The 18,297-nt window shown below is 38.1% G+C and carries 15 protein-coding genes; 10 read left to right on the top strand and 5 right to left on the bottom strand.

Going from position 1 to position 18,297, the window contains the following annotated elements:
* The first annotated feature begins 92 nt into the window (after window positions 1–92).
* Window positions 93–407, top strand: coding sequence for a TOBE domain-containing protein (locus tag ACEQ1T_RS03175; RefSeq protein WP_370221719.1), 315 nt, complete (start codon window positions 93–95; stop codon window positions 405–407).
* Between the two features lie 168 nt (window positions 408–575).
* Here ACEQ1T_RS03175 and ACEQ1T_RS03180 read toward each other — a convergent pair whose 3' ends face one another.
* Window positions 576–1,079 (bottom strand): DinB family protein, encoded by a 504-nt coding sequence (locus ACEQ1T_RS03180; RefSeq protein ID WP_370221720.1) that lies wholly within the window; start codon window positions 1,077–1,079, stop codon window positions 576–578.
* A gap of 259 nt (window positions 1,080–1,338) precedes the next feature.
* On the opposite strand from ACEQ1T_RS03180, the gene ACEQ1T_RS03185 reads away from it, so the two are divergent.
* Entirely contained in the window at window positions 1,339–2,403 is a 1,065-nt protein-coding gene (locus ACEQ1T_RS03185) for a tetratricopeptide repeat protein (protein WP_370221721.1), read from the top strand.
* A 108-nt stretch (window positions 2,404–2,511) separates the two neighbouring features.
* Here the strand turns inward: ACEQ1T_RS03185 and ACEQ1T_RS03190 are convergent, their stop codons facing one another.
* Window positions 2,512–3,555 (bottom strand): GIY-YIG nuclease family protein, encoded by a 1,044-nt coding sequence (locus tag ACEQ1T_RS03190; protein WP_370221722.1) that lies wholly within the window; start codon window positions 3,553–3,555, stop codon window positions 2,512–2,514.
* Between the two features lie 810 nt (window positions 3,556–4,365).
* Here ACEQ1T_RS03190 and ACEQ1T_RS03195 point away from each other — a divergent pair.
* The 3 genes from ACEQ1T_RS03195 to ACEQ1T_RS03205 all read left to right on the top strand — a co-directional run bounded on the left by ACEQ1T_RS03195 (window position 4,366) and on the right by ACEQ1T_RS03205 (window position 6,069).
* Complete coding sequence (locus ACEQ1T_RS03195) at window positions 4,366–4,818, top strand: YaiI/YqxD family protein (RefSeq protein WP_370221724.1); 453 nt, start codon at window positions 4,366–4,368, stop codon at window positions 4,816–4,818.
* Window positions 4,819–4,848: 30 nt separating this feature from the next.
* Window positions 4,849–5,040, top strand: a complete 192-nt coding sequence (locus ACEQ1T_RS03200; protein WP_048008527.1) for a hypothetical protein — start codon at window positions 4,849–4,851, stop codon at window positions 5,038–5,040.
* Between the two features lie 201 nt (window positions 5,041–5,241).
* A complete protein-coding gene (locus ACEQ1T_RS03205) occupies window positions 5,242–6,069 on the top strand; it encodes a glycoside hydrolase family 30 beta sandwich domain-containing protein (protein WP_370221735.1) in 828 nt (275 codons plus the stop codon).
* A 127-nt stretch (window positions 6,070–6,196) separates the two neighbouring features.
* Here ACEQ1T_RS03205 and ACEQ1T_RS03210 read toward each other — a convergent pair whose 3' ends face one another.
* Window positions 6,197–6,805, bottom strand: a complete 609-nt coding sequence (locus ACEQ1T_RS03210; RefSeq protein ID WP_370221725.1) for a hypothetical protein — start codon at window positions 6,803–6,805, stop codon at window positions 6,197–6,199.
* 435 nt (window positions 6,806–7,240) lie between these two features.
* On the opposite strand from ACEQ1T_RS03210, the gene ACEQ1T_RS03215 reads away from it, so the two are divergent.
* From ACEQ1T_RS03215 to ACEQ1T_RS03230, 4 genes are read left to right on the top strand one after another with little or no spacing between them, the layout of a single operon-like run.
* Window positions 7,241–8,719: an ATP-binding protein gene (locus ACEQ1T_RS03215; protein WP_370221726.1), complete on the top strand. Its 1,479-nt coding sequence runs from the start codon at window positions 7,241–7,243 to the stop codon at window positions 8,717–8,719.
* Window positions 8,706–11,345 (top strand): Z1 domain-containing protein, encoded by a 2,640-nt coding sequence (locus ACEQ1T_RS03220; protein WP_370221728.1) that lies wholly within the window; start codon window positions 8,706–8,708, stop codon window positions 11,343–11,345. Before ACEQ1T_RS03215 ends, ACEQ1T_RS03220 begins: the two co-directional genes overlap by 14 nt.
* A 25-nt stretch (window positions 11,346–11,370) precedes the next feature.
* On the top strand, window positions 11,371–12,393 hold the full coding sequence (locus ACEQ1T_RS03225; protein ID WP_370221729.1) for a PD-(D/E)XK motif protein: 1,023 nt from the start codon (window positions 11,371–11,373) through the stop codon (window positions 12,391–12,393).
* A 3-nt stretch (window positions 12,394–12,396) separates the two neighbouring features.
* Window positions 12,397–14,208: an AIPR family protein gene (locus ACEQ1T_RS03230; RefSeq protein ID WP_370221731.1), complete on the top strand. Its 1,812-nt coding sequence runs from the start codon at window positions 12,397–12,399 to the stop codon at window positions 14,206–14,208.
* Window positions 14,209–14,220: 12 nt separating this feature from the next.
* Here the strand turns inward: ACEQ1T_RS03230 and ACEQ1T_RS03235 are convergent, their stop codons facing one another.
* The gene (locus ACEQ1T_RS03235; RefSeq protein ID WP_370221732.1) at window positions 14,221–14,667 is read right to left on the bottom strand and encodes a very short patch repair endonuclease; all 447 of its coding nucleotides are present in this window, start codon (window positions 14,665–14,667) and stop codon (window positions 14,221–14,223) included.
* Between the two features lie 191 nt (window positions 14,668–14,858).
* On the opposite strand from ACEQ1T_RS03235, the gene ACEQ1T_RS03240 reads away from it, so the two are divergent.
* A complete protein-coding gene (locus ACEQ1T_RS03240) occupies window positions 14,859–16,598 on the top strand; it encodes a DNA cytosine methyltransferase (protein ID WP_370221733.1) in 1,740 nt (579 codons plus the stop codon).
* A gap of 1,397 nt (window positions 16,599–17,995) precedes the next feature.
* Here ACEQ1T_RS03240 and ACEQ1T_RS03245 read toward each other — a convergent pair.
* On the bottom strand, window positions 17,996–18,297 hold a 302-nt coding region (locus ACEQ1T_RS03245; protein WP_370221734.1), incomplete at its 5' end, for a hypothetical protein.

Below are 18,297 nucleotides of genomic sequence, written 5' to 3' on the forward strand. Positions count from 1 at the left end.
ACCAGTGAAGAATCGATCAAATTGATACACCTCAGCAAATCTATAACAACCCCAATACTCTATTTGTAGCTGATTTTATCGGAGAAACGAATGTGATTGATCCAAAATTATTACCGGATCAAAATAAGGAAGCCATCCTGAAAGAGTTTTCACTATTAATGGATGGAAATAAGAAACTGGTAATCAGACCAGAGCATTTGAAAATAACTCAAAATCGCAATTCCCATGACCGACTTTATTTTGAAGCAAAACTAAAAAATGTCCATTTTGTCGGTTCAAAAAAAGTGATTGAGCTTGTCTCAGGCACTCAGGAAATTGTTGTAAATCTGTCTGATGATGAGCAAATCAATCACTTAAATGAATATGTAGGATTAAGTGTAAAAAAAGAATTGGTAAGAATACTTTAATTTGTTAGTAAGCTCTGGAGGGAGAAATCTTTTCAGAGCTGTTTTCTTTATCCAGTTATCAACCGAATTTAATACGAGTTCGAGATTGTTAACTCTTGGATAACGCCCAACTTCTTATTCCATAATTAAAAGATTTGATGAGGACATTATGATTAAACTCCTCGGAAATTAAAGCGGCGGATTCGCGACACCTAAATTAACCCAGTCTTCTTTAGGCGGTCCATATACCCCAAAAGGCTTTAATCCTGCCTGACGAATAAGAATGGTCAATTGTCCACGATGATGCACAATGTGTTTGATTAATCCCATCAAAATTTGAGCATTGCTTTCTTCTCTTCCAAATGCATTCTGTGTCTGGCTCAATGAGTCATCTGTCCATTGCTGATTAATGGCCAGAGCTGCTTCCTCACTCAGCTTTTTAAATGTATCCGCAATTTCTTTTGCCGAAGCGGGGACATTTTCTTCATTTACAGGCTTTTCTATTTTTAACCCGAAATGAGCTAAATAATCTGGAATACTTGCTGTTAAATGCCACGCAATTCTCCCTAATGTGCGTCCTTCTGGGTAAACCTGCTGCTTTAAAGAGTCATCTGTTAATCCGTCCAAAACCTTTTGTGTCAGCATTGCCTCTCGATTCCATTCATTAATAAAGTCTGAAATATTTACGTACATTAATCGTTCCTCCGTTCTTTTGATATTATAGATAAATGATAAAACATTTGTTCGTGTTTTTCAAGCTCAAGTAAATATGGGAGAAATTAAAAGATCTATGCCACCTATAATGTATGAGATTTGCTACAAAAAATTCACATTTCATTCGACAATATTCGCGCGAAACGGAGGAGTGAATTCTATATAGTTGAAAGTGTTCCTGATACATAATAGATGTGGTGTCAATGCTGGCACCTTTTTATAGAAATGAGGTGTAGGAATGAGGACTTTAAAGATAAAAGACTTAACCCTGGACGAGCTGGAGCTGCTTGAACAGGATCTTCACGAAAACGGGGAAAAAAGCGATTACGGCTATTACATGCAGCTGATGATCGTCTATGAAACAATGTATAAAAAGCTTAAAAGTTTAGCGAGAAATAATGGACCACAATATGATTATTCCCTTCAGCATACTAAAAATGTTTTTGTATCCCATATTATTAAATTTGGTCCCTACATAAAAATGAATCACTTCAAGGATGACGGTGATGCTGTAGAGTCTCTGATTAAGGCCATCGGTTTAGAGCAAAAACTTCCCATTGCTTATTATCGTCTTGGTTTTCTGGCTTATAAACACGGCAAGTATGGCTCAGCCGTACGATATTTTCAGCAAGCCCTGAATAAACAGCTGCTGGGTGATCCAAGCTACGCCCTTAATCAGCAACAGGAATTCCATGCCCATATGTATCTCGCTAACAGCGCTTTATACGTTGCCAGCCAGACCTATGAAACGATGGAAAAACTCCCATATTTGCCGGTGGAGCAGCTGCCGAATCCAGAGCTGTCACCATTATTTGAAACATTGTCATCGAATGAAAGATACTTACATAACCACGCGTTCTACAAAATCACAAAAAATAATACCGAAACATGTTCCAAGGAAGCATGTGAAGACCTCTATGAAAACAGTGAATCCAATGAACTGGTCCTGTACTTTAATGACCGTGAAAATATTCTCTTATTTAATAGAGAGGAAGTCATTATCACTCCAACCCAGGCAAACATGATCAGACACTTCCTGCTGTCCTCCAGTAAGGAAAATCCATGCACGAGAATCACCATGCGTGATTTTTTTGGAAGGACTGGCAGTGATGGGGAGGTTAAGAAGAACACCTTTATTAAATCTATTGAAAGACTAAGAGAAACTTTAAGATCAATAGATTTACCAGAGATAATTGATGCTACTCAGTATAGGGGGGAGACTGCTTATTATTTTAATGAGTCGGTTTCTTTTACTGTTTTGTTTAGGGTGGATGAGGCTTTTGGGTATGAGTATGTGAACTAAAAATGCACGAATAAGGAGCCTAATATAACCCGCCGATTAGGCTCCTTTGCATGGAATTCCTGTCACAGGACCAGTCTTATCCTGGAGAAGTGCAATAAGAACTGCCCCTTATTCATGATAAATAGGGGGCTGTAAGTGATGAGGGTTATTTAGTAAATTCTTTAGTGCCAGATCCAGGGTGGAATGATTCTCATGTTCCAGCCAGTTTTCTGGAATGATGATATAAGAGCAGCTGCCGCTATGTAAATAGCGGTAAATAATATGCGCTGCATCGATTTCATTTCTGCTAACGTCTCCGACTGCATTTGCTTCATCATTTTTAAAAAAAGCCAAAATGTTCGTTTTTATTTTTTCCTCTATGTTGCCTGCTGCTGAATAGCAGTTGCTGAACAGAATCTCCGTCCTTTTAATAAGGAAAAGTTTAATCGTTGAATCTGTTAATCTTTCGATAGCGGCGATATTATGATTTTCTTCGGTGAATTCGATCACTTTTTCTTTTTTTAACAGGGAGCTTACTGCCTGTAAATGATCCCGATAGGCGGAGGCCGCTTCAAAATCAAATGCTTCAGAGGCACTCAGCATCATTTGATTCATGTCCTCCAGAATACTCATGTCCGTGCCTTTCAGAAAACCAATTAATCTGTCCAGGATGTCATTGTACTGCTGTTCCACAGGCCCGCCAAGACACCGGCCAAGGCATGAGCCTAAGGAATAATTCAGGCAGGCAGAGTTCGTTCCATTGGGATTGCTGCAATTCAGCATAAAGCATTCCTTTAACCCCCGAATAGCTCTTTCTACATTTCTTCGGCTTCTAAAAGGGCCAAAATAAATCTTGCCGTCATTTTCAATGGGATTAAAGGCAATATCAATTTTACGGTGATTGCCGGTAAGGCTGATCGAGATATAAATGAATGACTGCGGACTCTTCATCATTCGATTATAGAGCGGCTTAATGCTTTTAATTAATTGGCATTCAAGCATAAAAGCCTCGAATTCGGTATCTGTCAGGATATAGTCAAAATCCCTTAAGTGTTTGACCAGCTTTTTGATCTTGGGAGAATGATTATTGGATGCCCGGAAATAAGACTGAACCCGATTCTTTAGATTCTTTGCCTTCCCCACATACAGAACTTGACCTTGGGAATCCTTCATCAGATATACGCCTGGAGTTAAGGGCAGGTTTTTCACCTTGTCAGGGAGATTAATAGGGATTCATTCCTTTGCTAGAATATATATTTAGTATTTTATCATGGGATGGGATTTGGGGGCTATTTGATCCCGGCTGTTTAAAAGCAGACAGGCCCCCCTTTTCTTTATAGTAAAAAAATAAATTTCTTTTTAGTAGATCTGGTAATTCACACTTTAAACAGCTAGTAAAGTAGGGGTGCTAGTGAATACAAGTTGAGTAAGCTAAAAAAGCAAAAGATAGTTTGGTAAAAAATGTGCCTTCAGCTAGGAAAATGACTTATACAAAACATAGATATTTATATAACAAAAATTAAAGTGTTATGTTTTCAGTTCACCTATACTTGTTTAATTATACAGGTATTTGGTTTTCCCCCATAATACTAGGTGGTCTCCCATATCTGCAAATTGAATAAACAATATTGTTATTGTGGTAAATGATGTCTTTTGTTGTATAAAAAGGATAGATGTATACAGGTGATCATCCTGTTCATTTATCCTTTTTCTTTTACACCTATAAAATGTGTGACTTTCTAATCAAGTATTTAGTTCTAAGGTATCCTAGAGATTTAATATAAGCAGATGATTTAGCTACCTATTTTGTAGGCCATTGAACGACCATTTGCCAACAAAATTCTATAAAGTATAATATGAGGATAGAAAAATACAGCAAAAGGAAGAACTCTTCATTATTTTTAAACAAAAGTCACCAGTCTCTTTTATAGTTGAAAAAGATTAAGTTAAATAGTAAGTCGAACTTCTTAACAGGAGGGAAAGATGAAAATTTATGTGGATGCAGATGCTTGTCCGGTGAAAGATATTATCATTGCAGAAGCAAGGGATTTTGAAATTCCGGTTATCCTTGTTACAAGCTTTTCTCATTTTTCTAATGCAGAACAGCCATCAGGAGTGAAAACCATTTATGTTGATTCTGGAGCAGATGCTGCAGATTATCGGATTGTGAAGTTAGTGGAAAAAGGAGATATTATCGTGACGCAAGATTATGGTCTTGCGTCACTAGGTTTAGCAAAAGGAATTATCGTCCTCCACCATAAAGGATTTAGATATACAAATGAAAATATTGACCAATTATTACAAACACGTTATTTAAGTGCAATGGCTAGAAAAAGCGGACAGCGAACGAAGGGACCAAAGCCTTTTACAGCAGAAGACCGGGAGCAATTTAGGGATCTTTTTAAACAGGTTATTTCACGTAAAAATTTAAGCTAAACTCAGAGATTCAGAAAGGAGCTAAATATTTTGAAGTATTTAAAATCGCAAATGCAACAACTAATTAAGGAAAACAAAGAACTCCATACACGCTTTAAAGAACTGAAAGCTGAGCATGGTCTTGAGAAAAACAATGCCCTCAAGGCCTTGTACCATTCAGAAGTTGCGGATGGAGGAAAGTATCAGGTAGCTTACCAAGCACTTGATCAGCCCAAAAAGTAGACTCTTATATCTAATTATACTTACTAAAAATTCTGTTATAAATGCTGGATGGTTATAAGTGGATTAAGTTAGTGACCAAATTATGAAGTGGGTTGCTACGCAGTACAACGATACTGCGTATTCGAACGACATATAATTGTTCTCTTTGTAGAAGAATGTACTTATTAACGAGGGCTTGAGTTTAATAAATAGTAATCTTGAATCACAGAGGGACGGTATTATTCGAAATACATAGCGGCGATGGAAGAGAAAGGGGTACCCATTTGGGGAATCACCATTCAGAACGAACCGGAAGCCAGGCAGGTCTGGGACTCCTGTCTTTATACAGGTGAAGAAGAGCGGGATTTCATCAAAAACCATCTTGGTCCATACCTCGAGAAAAATGACCATGGGGATGTGAAGATTGTCATCTGGGATCATAACCATGATGTCATTTTCGAAAGCGCCCAAGCCGTCCTGTCCGATCCAGAGGCTGCTAAATATGTGTGGGGAAAGGGAGTCCATTGGTATGTGTCTGAGGAATTTGAGAATCTCTCCAGGGTTCAAGATACATTCCCTGACAAGCACTTAATTTTCACAGAAGGGTGCATCGAAGGCGGCTCTCAAGTAGGCGAATGGCATACGGGAGAGCGGTATGGCCGTAACATCATCGGCGACTTGAACAATCACCTTGAAGCATGGATCGACTGGAATCTCGTCCTGAATGAAGAAGGCGGACCGAATCATGTGGGGAATTATTGCGATGCGCCAGTAATTGTGGATACGAAGAAGGATGAGGTTCACTACAATAGCTCCTACTATTATCTTGGGCATTTCAGCAAGTTCATTAAGCCTGGAGCCAGGCTCATTGGCAGCCAGGCATCGAATAACCGCCTATTGGCCACCGCCTTTGAGAATATCAGTGGTGAAACGTTGGCGGTATTGATGAATGAGAATGACAGTAGAGAAGAAGTATCTATATCCCTTGGGGGTAAAAGTATGATGCTTGTTCTTCCGGAGCATTCTTTAGCCACGGTTATTATTCATTAATAGGAGAACAGCCCTGATTGGGGGCTGTTTCTTTGTGTGACAGACCATGTCGGCTGATGACAGGACTTTCAACAACACCACTGACAAACAATAGTCAGTGGTTTTAATTTTCATTTATCTTCACTTTCTATAACTGTTCTTTTTCGGCATTCATTATATCCTTCATAATCAAGTTTAGTTGAACAAAACTATACTTATTCTGCTTTTTATAATTTACGAATACCGAATACAAACAAATTCCATAAGAAAGAAATGTTAATAAAAATAAATTATTATTTAAAAGGGAAGAACGATTTTCAGTTGTAATAATGAAGAATAAAAATCCTGTAAACATTGCAAGTGCGGAAGCACCAAGTCCATGAATCCTCGAAGTTCTATTGCTAAATGAATCGTTTCTTCTTGCTAAGTCTTCATATACTAATTTTTTTTTATATGTCTCATTAGTCATTAAACTATCGTAAAATCCCTCAATTGTATACCATAATTCAAGACCTCTTTTATTACATACAACTGAATCCAACTCAGGTATATCTTTGGTTGCTAATAAAACTACTTCGGGTTTAATAGTACGCCATTTAAAAGCGTAATAAACTTGGTATAGTACATATCCTAACGGCACACCTAAAGCCACAAAGAAAGCTGCTATACCAGCCATAAGTGCTGGATTTTCTAAAGACTTTAAAAGAGAAGATAATTCAAAATCAAGGATAGTTAATTTAAATAGTAAAACAGTCATGAAAAATGTCCACCCGGGTATACCCCATCTGAAAATTTGAAATTCTGAGTTCATTGCAAAATCCCTTCTTAATAAAAATTTATTTAACTAATCCACATTTTACCATGAAAGTTCTCGGAAAATATTATATTTTTTCCAGACAGCAGTTCGGGTTGGGCAAGGAAGTTAAGGAGAGCCTTGACTAGAAGGGGAAAGAAGTAATTTTTATCATAATAGTAAAGTTGAAATTACCGGAGAAAGATTTTTCTGTTTCTATTTCTATTTTCATAGACCATTTTTAATTTTTGATAGGGTTACCTGATATCTTATTATATAGAAGTGTCTTTAAAGTTAATTTCTATATGTAAATATAAGTAAATCCCCATCTCTACCTATTTATATATTAAATTTTTGTTATAATTGTTACAAACCTAGTAATGAAACGGAGTTATTCGAATGGAAACAGTACTGACGAGACCATCTGCAGCGCCTGTTATTCAAGCGCTTCGTTCGATTGGATATAATACAAATACAGCGATTGCTGATTTAGTTGACAATAGCCTGGATGCCAGGGCATTTAAAATACATATTAATTTCGCCTATGGCGAAAGTGATGGAATGATCACAATTTCTGATAATGGCTCAGGCATGGATGAGGAGATGCTCCAGACAGCCATGAATATTGGATCCAAGGATCCAAGAGCAAAAAGGGGAGCGAATGAACTGGGCCGATTTGGGATGGGGTTAAAAACTGCATCTTTCTCGCTCGGGAGACGGTTAAGTGTTCTGTCCAAAAAAGATGGAGTTTATAACGAAAGATGCTGGGACCTGGATCATGTTTCAGAATGCAATGAATGGCAGCTTTTCACCAGGATTCCTGAAGAAGTAAAAGCTAAAATAGGTGAAATTGAAACCGAAAATGGAACAATTGTCTGCATTGATAAGCTTGACCGCTTTATGGGGTATGGAGGAAAGCGCAAGCTGAAAGAAACGAGCTTCTATAATAAAGTGGCCCGGATTAATAGGCATCTCGAATTCGTATTCCATTCAATCCTTGAAAAGAGCGAGGTAGAGATGTTCATAAACGGCAAGGAAATTGTGCCATGGGATCCTTTCATGCGTTATCATCCCAATACCATGGAAGGCGAAATGCAGATGCTCAGGATCAATGAGAACCGAATTAAGGTTCAGTACTTCATATTGCCGCATGCTTCTAATTTAACAGAGCCGGAATATAAAAAGGCTGGCGGTTATAAAGGCTGGCGTGATCACCAGGGATTATATATTTACCGGGAGAATCGCCTTCTTTATTTTGGTGATTGGATGGGGCTGTTTCCGAAAGATGCAGCTTCACAGCTTGCCAGGGTGCGCATAGATCTTCCTAATGCTGCAGATTCTGACTGGCAGGTGGATATCAAAAAGTCAGGAATTAACCTGCCGGAAGATGCAAAAAGAAGATTGGAGGCCATTTCGGCAATTGCGCGCAAAGTATCTAGAGATATATTCTATTTTCGCACCCAGCCAGGTCCGAGGAATCCTTCTATAAAAGGCAGCCTGAATACATGGGAACAGTCTGGGAACGAGGATGGCCCGCAATTTATTTTAAACCGAAATCATCCTATTTTATCTGAACTTCTAAAAAATCTGGATGATGAAAATGCAAAGCTATTAAACTTGTATCTTAAATTTGTTCAGCTTGGATCACCAAGCAATATTATAGATTCTCCAAAGGTCCCGGAAGAAGAAGTGCAGGATGTGCCGGACAGCCAAAAAGAACTGGTTATCCAATTTGCTTCTTCCATGCTGCAGCTGAATGTGGCAGAAAATGAAGAACAGCTGTTTAACATTCTCTTAACGCAGCCGGCCTTTGACGGCCTGAATCGGGCAACCATAAAAGCAATTACAACGGAGGCGAATTTGATTGTCAGCAATTGATTTGAAAGATTTTTTTGAACGGAACTTTACTAACAACTACTATTTCTTAAAAACAGTTTCCCCGAGTCAGGAAGAGGCTGCAGAGAAAGCATTAGAATCAGCTAGATTGCTATCTTCGGGATATGGTCTTATTGACGACTTCACGTTTCAAAAATGGTCTCTTGAAATTTTCAAGAAATACAAAATCGGCCAAGATGTACCTAAAAATATAATTATGGTCGATGGAAAAGAAATCGATTGGTTTAAGCCTCAAGTGGCTGCCAGTGGTTTTTTCTGGAGCAGGTATCGCACATATTTGTCAGATGCGAAAAAATGGCCAATGGAAGCAGTAGATGCAATCGATGATACAACAAATAAGATTATGGCTTCCCTAGGAAATCCAAATTCGATGGAGCCATTTGATAAACGAGGTCTTGTACTTGGTTATGTCCAGTCTGGTAAAACAGCTAACTTTACAGGACTTATAAATAAAGCGTATGACGTGGGGTACAAACTAATTATTGTTCTCTCGGGCATTCACAATGACTTAAGAGCTCAGACTCAGATCAGATTGAACGAAGAGGTTATTGGAAACCGAAAAGATAAGAATGGCAATCCTATTGGAGTTGCCCAGGTTTACGAAAATACAGCTGATCATATTATATCCTCTTGGACAACTGAGGATGAGGACATTAAATCCAGTCAAAGAGGAACAAGCAATTTGAACTCCCCGACATTGATGGTGGTAAAGAAAAACAAAACTGTCTTGGAATCACTCAGAGATCAATTAATTAATCACCGCGATTTATATAAGTTGGATATCCCTGTTTTAATTATTGACGATGAGGCCGATCAGGCTTCAGTTGATACTTCCAATCCGGACAAAAATGAAGATCCTAAAACGATTAACAGACTTATCAGGCAAATACTTGAGGTATTTAGCCGAAAAGCATTTGTAGGCTACACAGCTACTCCTTTTGCGAACCTTTTAATTAGCAAAGTAGGAAGAACTGAGGAAGAAGGTGACGACCTTTATCCGAAAGATTTCCTTGTCGGTCTGCCGAAACCGAATGAATATTGCGGTCCAGAAGAATACTTCAATGTTGAAGAGGATGCAGAGGATACACGTCCTAGTCTAATCCGTCACTTGAGGCAGGAAGATCTTGAAGTGTTTACAACAATTAAAAAGAAGGCAGATGCGGATAAATTTGAAGAAGTGCCACCGCAAATGCGTGAAGCTATTCTGGCATTTCTGCTAGTTATTGCTGTCAGAAATTTGCGAGGACAGCGGAAAAAGCACAACTCCATGCTTATTCATACATCCCGCTTCAAGGATGTTCAGTCAAGTGTAAAAGATGAAGTTGTACGTGCATTTGATGCTATCTCAAAACAGCTGCAGTACAATCCAGAAAGCAGTTTAATTAATGAGCTGCAAGAGCTATATAAAAATGATATCCTATCTACAAGTAGGGAATGGCCGAATGAGAACCATCCAGATTTTAGCTGGGACGAAGTCTATGAAGAATTGAGGAAATGCTGCGAGACCATTCAGGTTTTTGAAATCAACGGAAATAGTAAGGATGCTCTTGACTATCACCAATATAAAGAAGAAGGGTTGAATGTTATTGCTGTAGGAGGCGATAAATTATCACGAGGTCTTACACTTGAAGGTTTAAGCATCACATACTATTTCCGCAACACGCTAATGTATGACACACTCATGCAGATGGGTCGCTGGTTTGGATATCGAAAGGGCTATATGGATTTATGCCGTATCTATACGTCAGCAGAGATTGCATCAAATTTTGAACATCTAGCGATTGCTATGATCCAGTTGCGCCATGAATTCGAACGTTTGGCTGAAAAGGGAAAAACACCATCTGAATATGCAATTAAAATGCTGAGCCATCCAACGATGAAGCTAACTAGTCCGCTTAAAATGAGGAATGCTGTCTCTACTAACATTAATTATTCTGCAATGTTGCAACAAACTAGATTTTTTCCTCGAGATGAGCAAATTATTAAGAACAATATGATAGCTACCAAGAAATTTTCAAACAAACTACCATTTGTTAAAACAAAATTCCCACATGTAAAGACAAGCTATTTTGCGTCATTTGATATTGATGCAAAATTAATCAAAGAATACTTGTCAGAATATCGGACGGTTGGAAGCGAGATCGTTAACTCAGATGAAATTTCCAGGTATATAGACCGTGCAAATGATATTGGAGAATTAATAAATTGGACAGTTGTAATAGTCGAAGGTGAACCTACCGAGAACTCTGGTTTTCCAGATTACCCTGTCAATATAGGAAATTTATCTATTAAAACAGCTATTGTACGTGGAAAGAACGCTGTGCTCAAAAACAACATAGATATAAAAGCGATTGTTTCTCCAAATCAGGAATATATTGACATAGATCCTAAAAAGATAAAAGGTATGAAGGATAGGGCTGAAAAAAGGAAACAACGTCATAAGAAAAAAGGATTAATACTTATTTATCCATTGCATCCTCAGGTAGATGTCTTTAAAAGTCTAGATGTTGAATTTTCATCACAATTAGTACCAATTGGAATTGCAATTTCATTCCCGGGTACTGATCTAGATGACACTAGTATCTACCAGACTAACAAAACAGTATAAATAACTTTATTTAAGGAGAATAGCTGTGATAGACCTAAAAATAGAGTTTGAACAAATGATTGAAGAACTTAAATCACAAGACGATAATGAAGTGTATAAACTGAATGTCCTTACCTATGAACAGCCTGTAATGTTTTGCGGGATAGATCCGGCGAACCATCATCGCCAGCTATACATTGATCTGGGAAAAGAATCTTGGGGTGAAAATCAGGTAAAAACACTTCCGAAATGGCGTGGTATGTCTGTAAAAGTAGAATACTACGAGAAGCTCTTCCTTTTAAAGCAGCATTATTTTCTTGTAATTAGGCAGGAAGATGAAAACGGATCAGAAATATTCGAGGGTGTTCTCCAGAACCTCGCTGAACATTTAACAGCTAAAATGGAAGATTCTCTTTTTTCTACTGTATATAAGGTGCTTGACAGATGGAGGACTTTCTTCCAGCGCGGAGGATTTAAGCGGCTTTCTGAAGAACAGCAGCGGGGGCTCTTTGGAGAATTATGGTTTATCAATGAATGGCTCGACAAGCACCCTGGCCAGCCTCCTCTCATTATTGAACAGTGGGAAGGTCCGACAAAGGGCAGAATTGACTTCAAAGGCACCAGATGTGGGCTTGAGATTAAAACCGTCATTGATAAATTATCCAAAACCATTAAAATATCTAATGAGAACCAGCTGAAGCTCAGTGAAGCTGTATCTTCTATTTATCTATATGTCTGTTTCCTCGAACAAAGCCGGACACATGGCATGAGCCTCCAGGAGCTGGCAGGACAGGTCCGGGCCAAGCTTGCGGAACGATCTGAACGAATCGCCCTTATTTATAGCGATTTGATGACTGATCTTGGTTTTAGAGAAGAAGAATATGGCGATACTTTGTTTTTTGTAGAAAAAACAGAGGTCTACGAAGCTGGGGAAGATTTTCCCCGTCTTTTAAAGGAACATCTGCCGAAGGGAATTTCCCATGTAAGTTATAATATTGATCTGACTCATTGTACCGAATATGAGAAAGATCCAGAATCCATATACCAAATGTTTAGAGTGGAAGGGTAAAAGATGATAGAAACTAGACAAAGAAAAGAATTTCTCCTCGATTTCATGGAGGAGCTGGAAGAAAAAGCGATAAAAACAGGCAGCTATCAGGTTCCATTCCTGGAAAAAATGATTTCCTTTATGGACAGGCCGGATGATCCGGAAATCCTGATCCCTCCTTATATGGATACGGGAAAAAACATTGCCGTAAATGCCTATTCTTTTGATGATGAAAATCATGTATTAGATCTGTTTGTGGCTGATTATAATTTTGAGCAGAATGAGGAAGATCTGCTTTCAATCAATATGACTGCTGTTGCAGAAATTGCCAATCGGGCGAAGCGTTTTGTCACAAATGCCAAGTCCCTGCTTCAAACAATTGACCATTCTTTGGAAGCTTACGACCTGGCTAAAGTCATTGATGAAGAGATAGACAGCCTAAACGAGATTAATATTTTTGTAGTGACAAACATGTACTATGCTTCAAACAAGCCGGTTGAAATGACAATTCCCGGCATTGAAACCGTGAATGTTCAAGTATGGGATATTGACCGTGTTCAGCAGCTGATCACATCTGAGCAGGCTATTGAGACAGACTACATTGATTTTGAGAGAGATTACGGTGAAACATTTGAAATGATGTTTGTTCCTGACCCTTCAAGCGGTGTAAAGGAATTTGACTGTTATGTAGGCTATATTTCAGCTGAGCTTCTTGCTAAAGCCTATGACGAATGGGGCCAAAAGCTTGTGGAGCGAAATGTCCGTTCATTCCTGCAGGCAAGGGGCGGAACCAACAAAGGCATTCGCGATACGCTAAAAGATCCATTCCAGCGGAAAATGTTTGTCGCCTATAACAACGGCATTTCAACTGTAGCCCGTACAGGTGACTTTGAGCCTGTAAAAGATGGGGTTAATCAATATAAAATCAAAGGTCTCAGCGGCTGGCAAATTGTCAATGGCGGCCAGACAACGGCTTCCATCCACAAGGCTTATAAGGATGGAATCAGCCTAAAGGATGTCTACGTCCAGGCAAAACTAACAATCCTTCAGGTTAATGAATTCGTGTCGAAGGACCAGCACCTGCTGGAAGATGAAATGATTTCCCGCATTTCACAATACGCCAATACGCAAAACAAGATTAATAAATCGGATCTATTGGCCAATACCCGATTCATGTCTGACCTGGAGAAATTCTCACGCAATATCTGGATTCCGGCAAAAGACGGAAGAAGACCAGAAAGCAAATGGTACTTCGAGCGAGCCAGAGGCCAGTATATGGTCGATATCAACCGCCGCAAGCGAGGCAAAGAGCAGACCGATTTCAAGAAGCAGTATCCGAAAGATAAGGTCCTTACAAAAGTCGATCTGGCTAAATACTTCATGTCATGGGAAGGCTACCCTCATGTTTCCAGTAAGGGCGGAGAGGAAGCATTCAAGAAGTTCATGGATCTGAACAAGAGCTTTTGGAGCGGCAGCACACAGGATAAGATCACTCTTTCCGTCTATCAGAAATTAATTGCCAGAGCCATCATTAATCAGCGGGTACAAGAAATCGTAGATGAAATGAAGCTGAGAGGCTACAAGGCAAATGTCATTTACTATACAGTGGCAATGCTTCACTATCTGTACAGCGAGCAAATTGATTTGGTTGGTGTATGGGAAGAACAGTCTCTATCAGAAAAATGGGATGATATTATCCGTATCATTGCAGATAAGACTTTGTCCTATCTGAAAGAATCTGCTGGTGAGCGTAATGTTACACAGTGGGCGAAGCAGGAAGCTTGCTGGATTCAATACAAAGAAACTTGCTCACAGGAGCTAAAAAATTTAATTTAACAGAAAAACACCCTAATCTTCTGATAAAGATTCAGGGTGTTTTTCCTTTAAAACTGAATTGGTTCTAATAAAATCCGCGATGGAGTCAACTGCAGCATCAAAGTTCTGTTTGAACTCATGCTCCCAGATGCGCATCACTTTCCAGTCGCTTTCAAGATAATACTGGTTCACTTCCTGATCCCGGCTGACGTTCCGGGCTAGTTTTTTTGTCCAATACTCCTGATTGGATTTTGGCATATTCCCGTGAATCGGGCAGCAATGCCAGAAACAGGAGTCTATAAAGATGACGATTTTATATTTTTTTATAGAGATATCCGGTTTGCCGAACATTTTCGCATTTTTACGGAACCGAAAGCCCCGTCTCCAGAGAGCCTTGGTGATGGCATTTTCAAGCATGGACTTAGACTTAATGGCTCTCATGTTATTCGATCGCTGTTCTTTGGTTATTCTTTCAGGCATGGAATCACGTCCGGTTTTGGGTTTATATTGAAATCTTACCCAGGAGAGAAGAACATTACACCAATTGACATTAATCGTACAAATTTAATTATGATATAATTGAAAAGTTGAATAAAACAGTTGTGGGAACAAGTGTTCCTGTATTAAAATATAGATAGAAAGACTACTTCTAACAGAAGTGAGGTTTTAAGATGGAGAAACTTAAAGTAATGGATCTTTTTGCAGGGGCAGGCGGTCTCAGCAGCGGCTTTGAACAGACCGGGAAATTCAAAGTGAAAGTCGCTGTCGAAATCAATGAGAACGCAAGAAAAACCTACGAAATGAACCATGAAGACGTCATTTTACATAAAGATATTACGAAACTTAAGTACGTAAATGACGAGGGAGAAACAATTGATGAATTCCGAGATATTGATGTGGTGATTGGCGGCCCTCCATGTCAGGGATTTTCAAATGCAAACCGTCAGCAGAACACCCTTATCTCTTCGAACAATCAGCTTGTAAAAGAATATTTGCGTGCGATCGAAGAGATCCGCCCGAAAGCTTTTGTGATGGAGAATGTGAGGACGATGGAGTCGGAGAAACATAAGTTCTTTCTGAATGAGAGTGACGAAGCTGAACTTGTTAAGATGGGAATCGAGCCGGCAGAAGAACATATTAAAATTGGCAAAAGTACTTCCTACTCTGTTAAATTAAGAGATTTCCTTCTGAATGCATACACTGAGGGTTTAGACTTAACACCTTTCATGATTAATAAGGACTTAATGTCAAAATTAACTACACTTCTAAAGCATGCTAAAAAGCAGTCAAGCAAAGATCTATTGAATTTCATACAGAAAGAAACAAACCAAAAATTCTTTATAAAGACAGTAAACCAGCATTGGCTAGATCAGCACCAAGAATATTGGGACAGCCTGTATCAATTAGATTGGGCAGATCTTGGAGAAACATTGAAAAACCTAATGGACGGAAATGCTGAAGATAACAGCTCATATACAGAAAAGCTTGAGAATATCATTGAAGCCCAAAAGGTCATTCATAAGATTTCAGAAGTTATTGAGAATAAAGTTAAATTATTTGATATCCACTTGAAACAGCATGATCTAGAAATCACCATCAAATCATTCAATGTGTTTAACTATATAAAAAGAAAGCTGGCTAACTTAGGCTATGTCTTTAATGAAGATAAGTATATTTTCAATGCAGCTCAATATGGTGTTGCACAGGAAAGAAGAAGATTAATTCTAATGGGTATCAGGAAAGACTGCTTGAAAGCCGAATCAGTTGTTACACCAGAACCTTTATATAAAGACCCAAGTGAATACAATAAAATTTACGACGCGATAGGTGACTTAGAAAACATTTCGCCGGAAGTTGACGTAAAAAAAGATGAAATGTTTAAAGATACTCATCGTCCATTACTCGGCAGTCCTTTAAATGCATACCTTAACAACAGTGATAAAATCTATAATCACGTAAGAACAGAATCTCGTGAGGTAGCTTTAAAAAGATTTCAGTCTCTTAAAGAGGGGCAAAACTTTCATGATTTGGATGAGTCGTTAAAAACTACCTATACAGATCATAGCAGAACCCAGAATACTATCTACAGGAGACTTGCATATAATGAGCCTTCTGATACTGTACTAAATGCAAGAAAATCGATGTGGGTTCATCCGGCTATAGACAGAGCTATAAGTATTAGGGAAGCTGCTAGGCTGCAATCTTTCCAGGATTCATATAGATTTTTTGGGTCAAAGGACTCTCAGTATCAGCAAATTGGGAATGCGGTTCCTCCGTTGATGGCGAGGTCGATTGCCGAGGGGTTGTTGGAGTCGGTGGGAGTAGAGTTAGAAGTGAAAACAAAGGATATTTTGTTCTTAAAAGTGAAAAAAACAAATAATAATAAAGTAGATGAGTGGCAATTAAACTAATATTTAAAAATAATTAAGCTGTATCCAATGGATGCAGCTATTTTTTATCACAGTTACTCATCCTGCTCTATTAAAATTAGGTTAATTGGTATAATAGTACCAAATGATAGCTAGTTTATGTACAATAATAAGAATTTTTAAAAATAATACTATTTTAGTAAGGTGAATGAAGTTTAAACCAAATTTATTTGCTTTTTATTAAAGAGTATAAAAAGACATTTATTAAAAATTATTTAAAGCATCTGAATTTGTTTAGGAAGATAGATGCCTATGTATGGATATAACTTCATGTCTAATGATAATCGGCAGTTGTTAAGGCATAAAACTTAAAGAATTCAATAAAGAACGAACGTCCAAACATATTCGCCTACAAGCTGTGGGCCAAGCTCAAACCTGCAGGACAACTCTAGAGTCAGACATAATGCTATGTTCATCGAAGAAATATCTGCATTATAAGCGATCCACAATAGAAATTTCGATAAATCCTAAAATGGCAGAAGTTACAGCCGAAAAAAACTATAAAGTTTTTCAATCATAGACTGATATAAAATATAAACTAGAATAGATTAATGTTATAAAATTATAGTTAATGTGTCCTTAATCACTTTAAAAAAAATCCATGAATGATAAACTTTGGTCCATAGAATTACTAAATTAAAGAGGTATCAAATTAATGGTATATTTTATGGTAAGTTATCAGAAAGAGAGGAAAGCTTCGTGAATATATTGTCTGCTGATATTATTAATAACTTTGTAATGGAAAATAGAATCTACAATTTAGAGGTTTTTTACTTAGAGGATTACATTCATGTATTTGCTTCATTTCATACGAGGCGTGATATCTTAAGCTATGAGTTAATAGGCTACGGAGGCCACTCTAGTTTAAAAGATGAAGCAATTAGGAGCGCTATCCGTGATTTAAAGCAACAAATTCAATAACATTTTATAGCTAATATAAATTATCATATCCTTTTGTTTTATAGTGAAACATCCCTCTGCGGTCTTCAAAAACGTTAGTGACTTGCGTGCCTGGTCAGATGGGTTCGATTCACAGGCGGTCCCGCCATATTATTAATTGTATCAAGGGTTTTTGCAATTTTTTTGATAAAAGTTTTTACATATTTCTTCACAGTCTCACTACTATCTAATGGCAAGACCGTAGAGGGCTAAGGAAGTAGTAAATAAAACTACTTTGACCGAAAATATCAAGGTAATAAGGGCCGAAGCAACCTACATTTTTATGATGCCATAAACATACAATTTTTAGTTAGATACAGGAGCATGCTTAAATGAAGGTTATTTTTTTATCCTAAAGAAAGTACTTTTGTTAGGCAATTAAGAAAAAAGAACCTTTCCAAAATGGGAAAGGTTTCATTAAATAAATATAAATAATATTCCTAGTTCCAATCACAAGCATTACCGTCATTGTCTCGATCTAAATCATGTGGATCGCTTGTAGGACCTCCAGCGGCTATGTAAAATTCTTGTGCCTCAGCACCGCCGCTCGGAAAATCGGAACAGTCTCTATCTGGACCAAATGGATCAAATAAGAGGTTTGAGGAGGAAGTTTGTTCAGCTGCAGCAGCTTCTTCTTGAGCTTCAGCTTCTTTCTGAGCTTTTTCTTCGGCAGCGATTCTAGCTTCTTCCTTAGCTTTTTCTTCGGCAGCGATTCTAGCTTCTTCCTTAGCTTTTTCTTCGG

The organism is Cytobacillus sp. (assembly GCF_964223445.1).
Taxonomy (GTDB): domain Bacteria; phylum Bacillota; class Bacilli; order Bacillales; family Cytobacillaceae; genus Cytobacillus.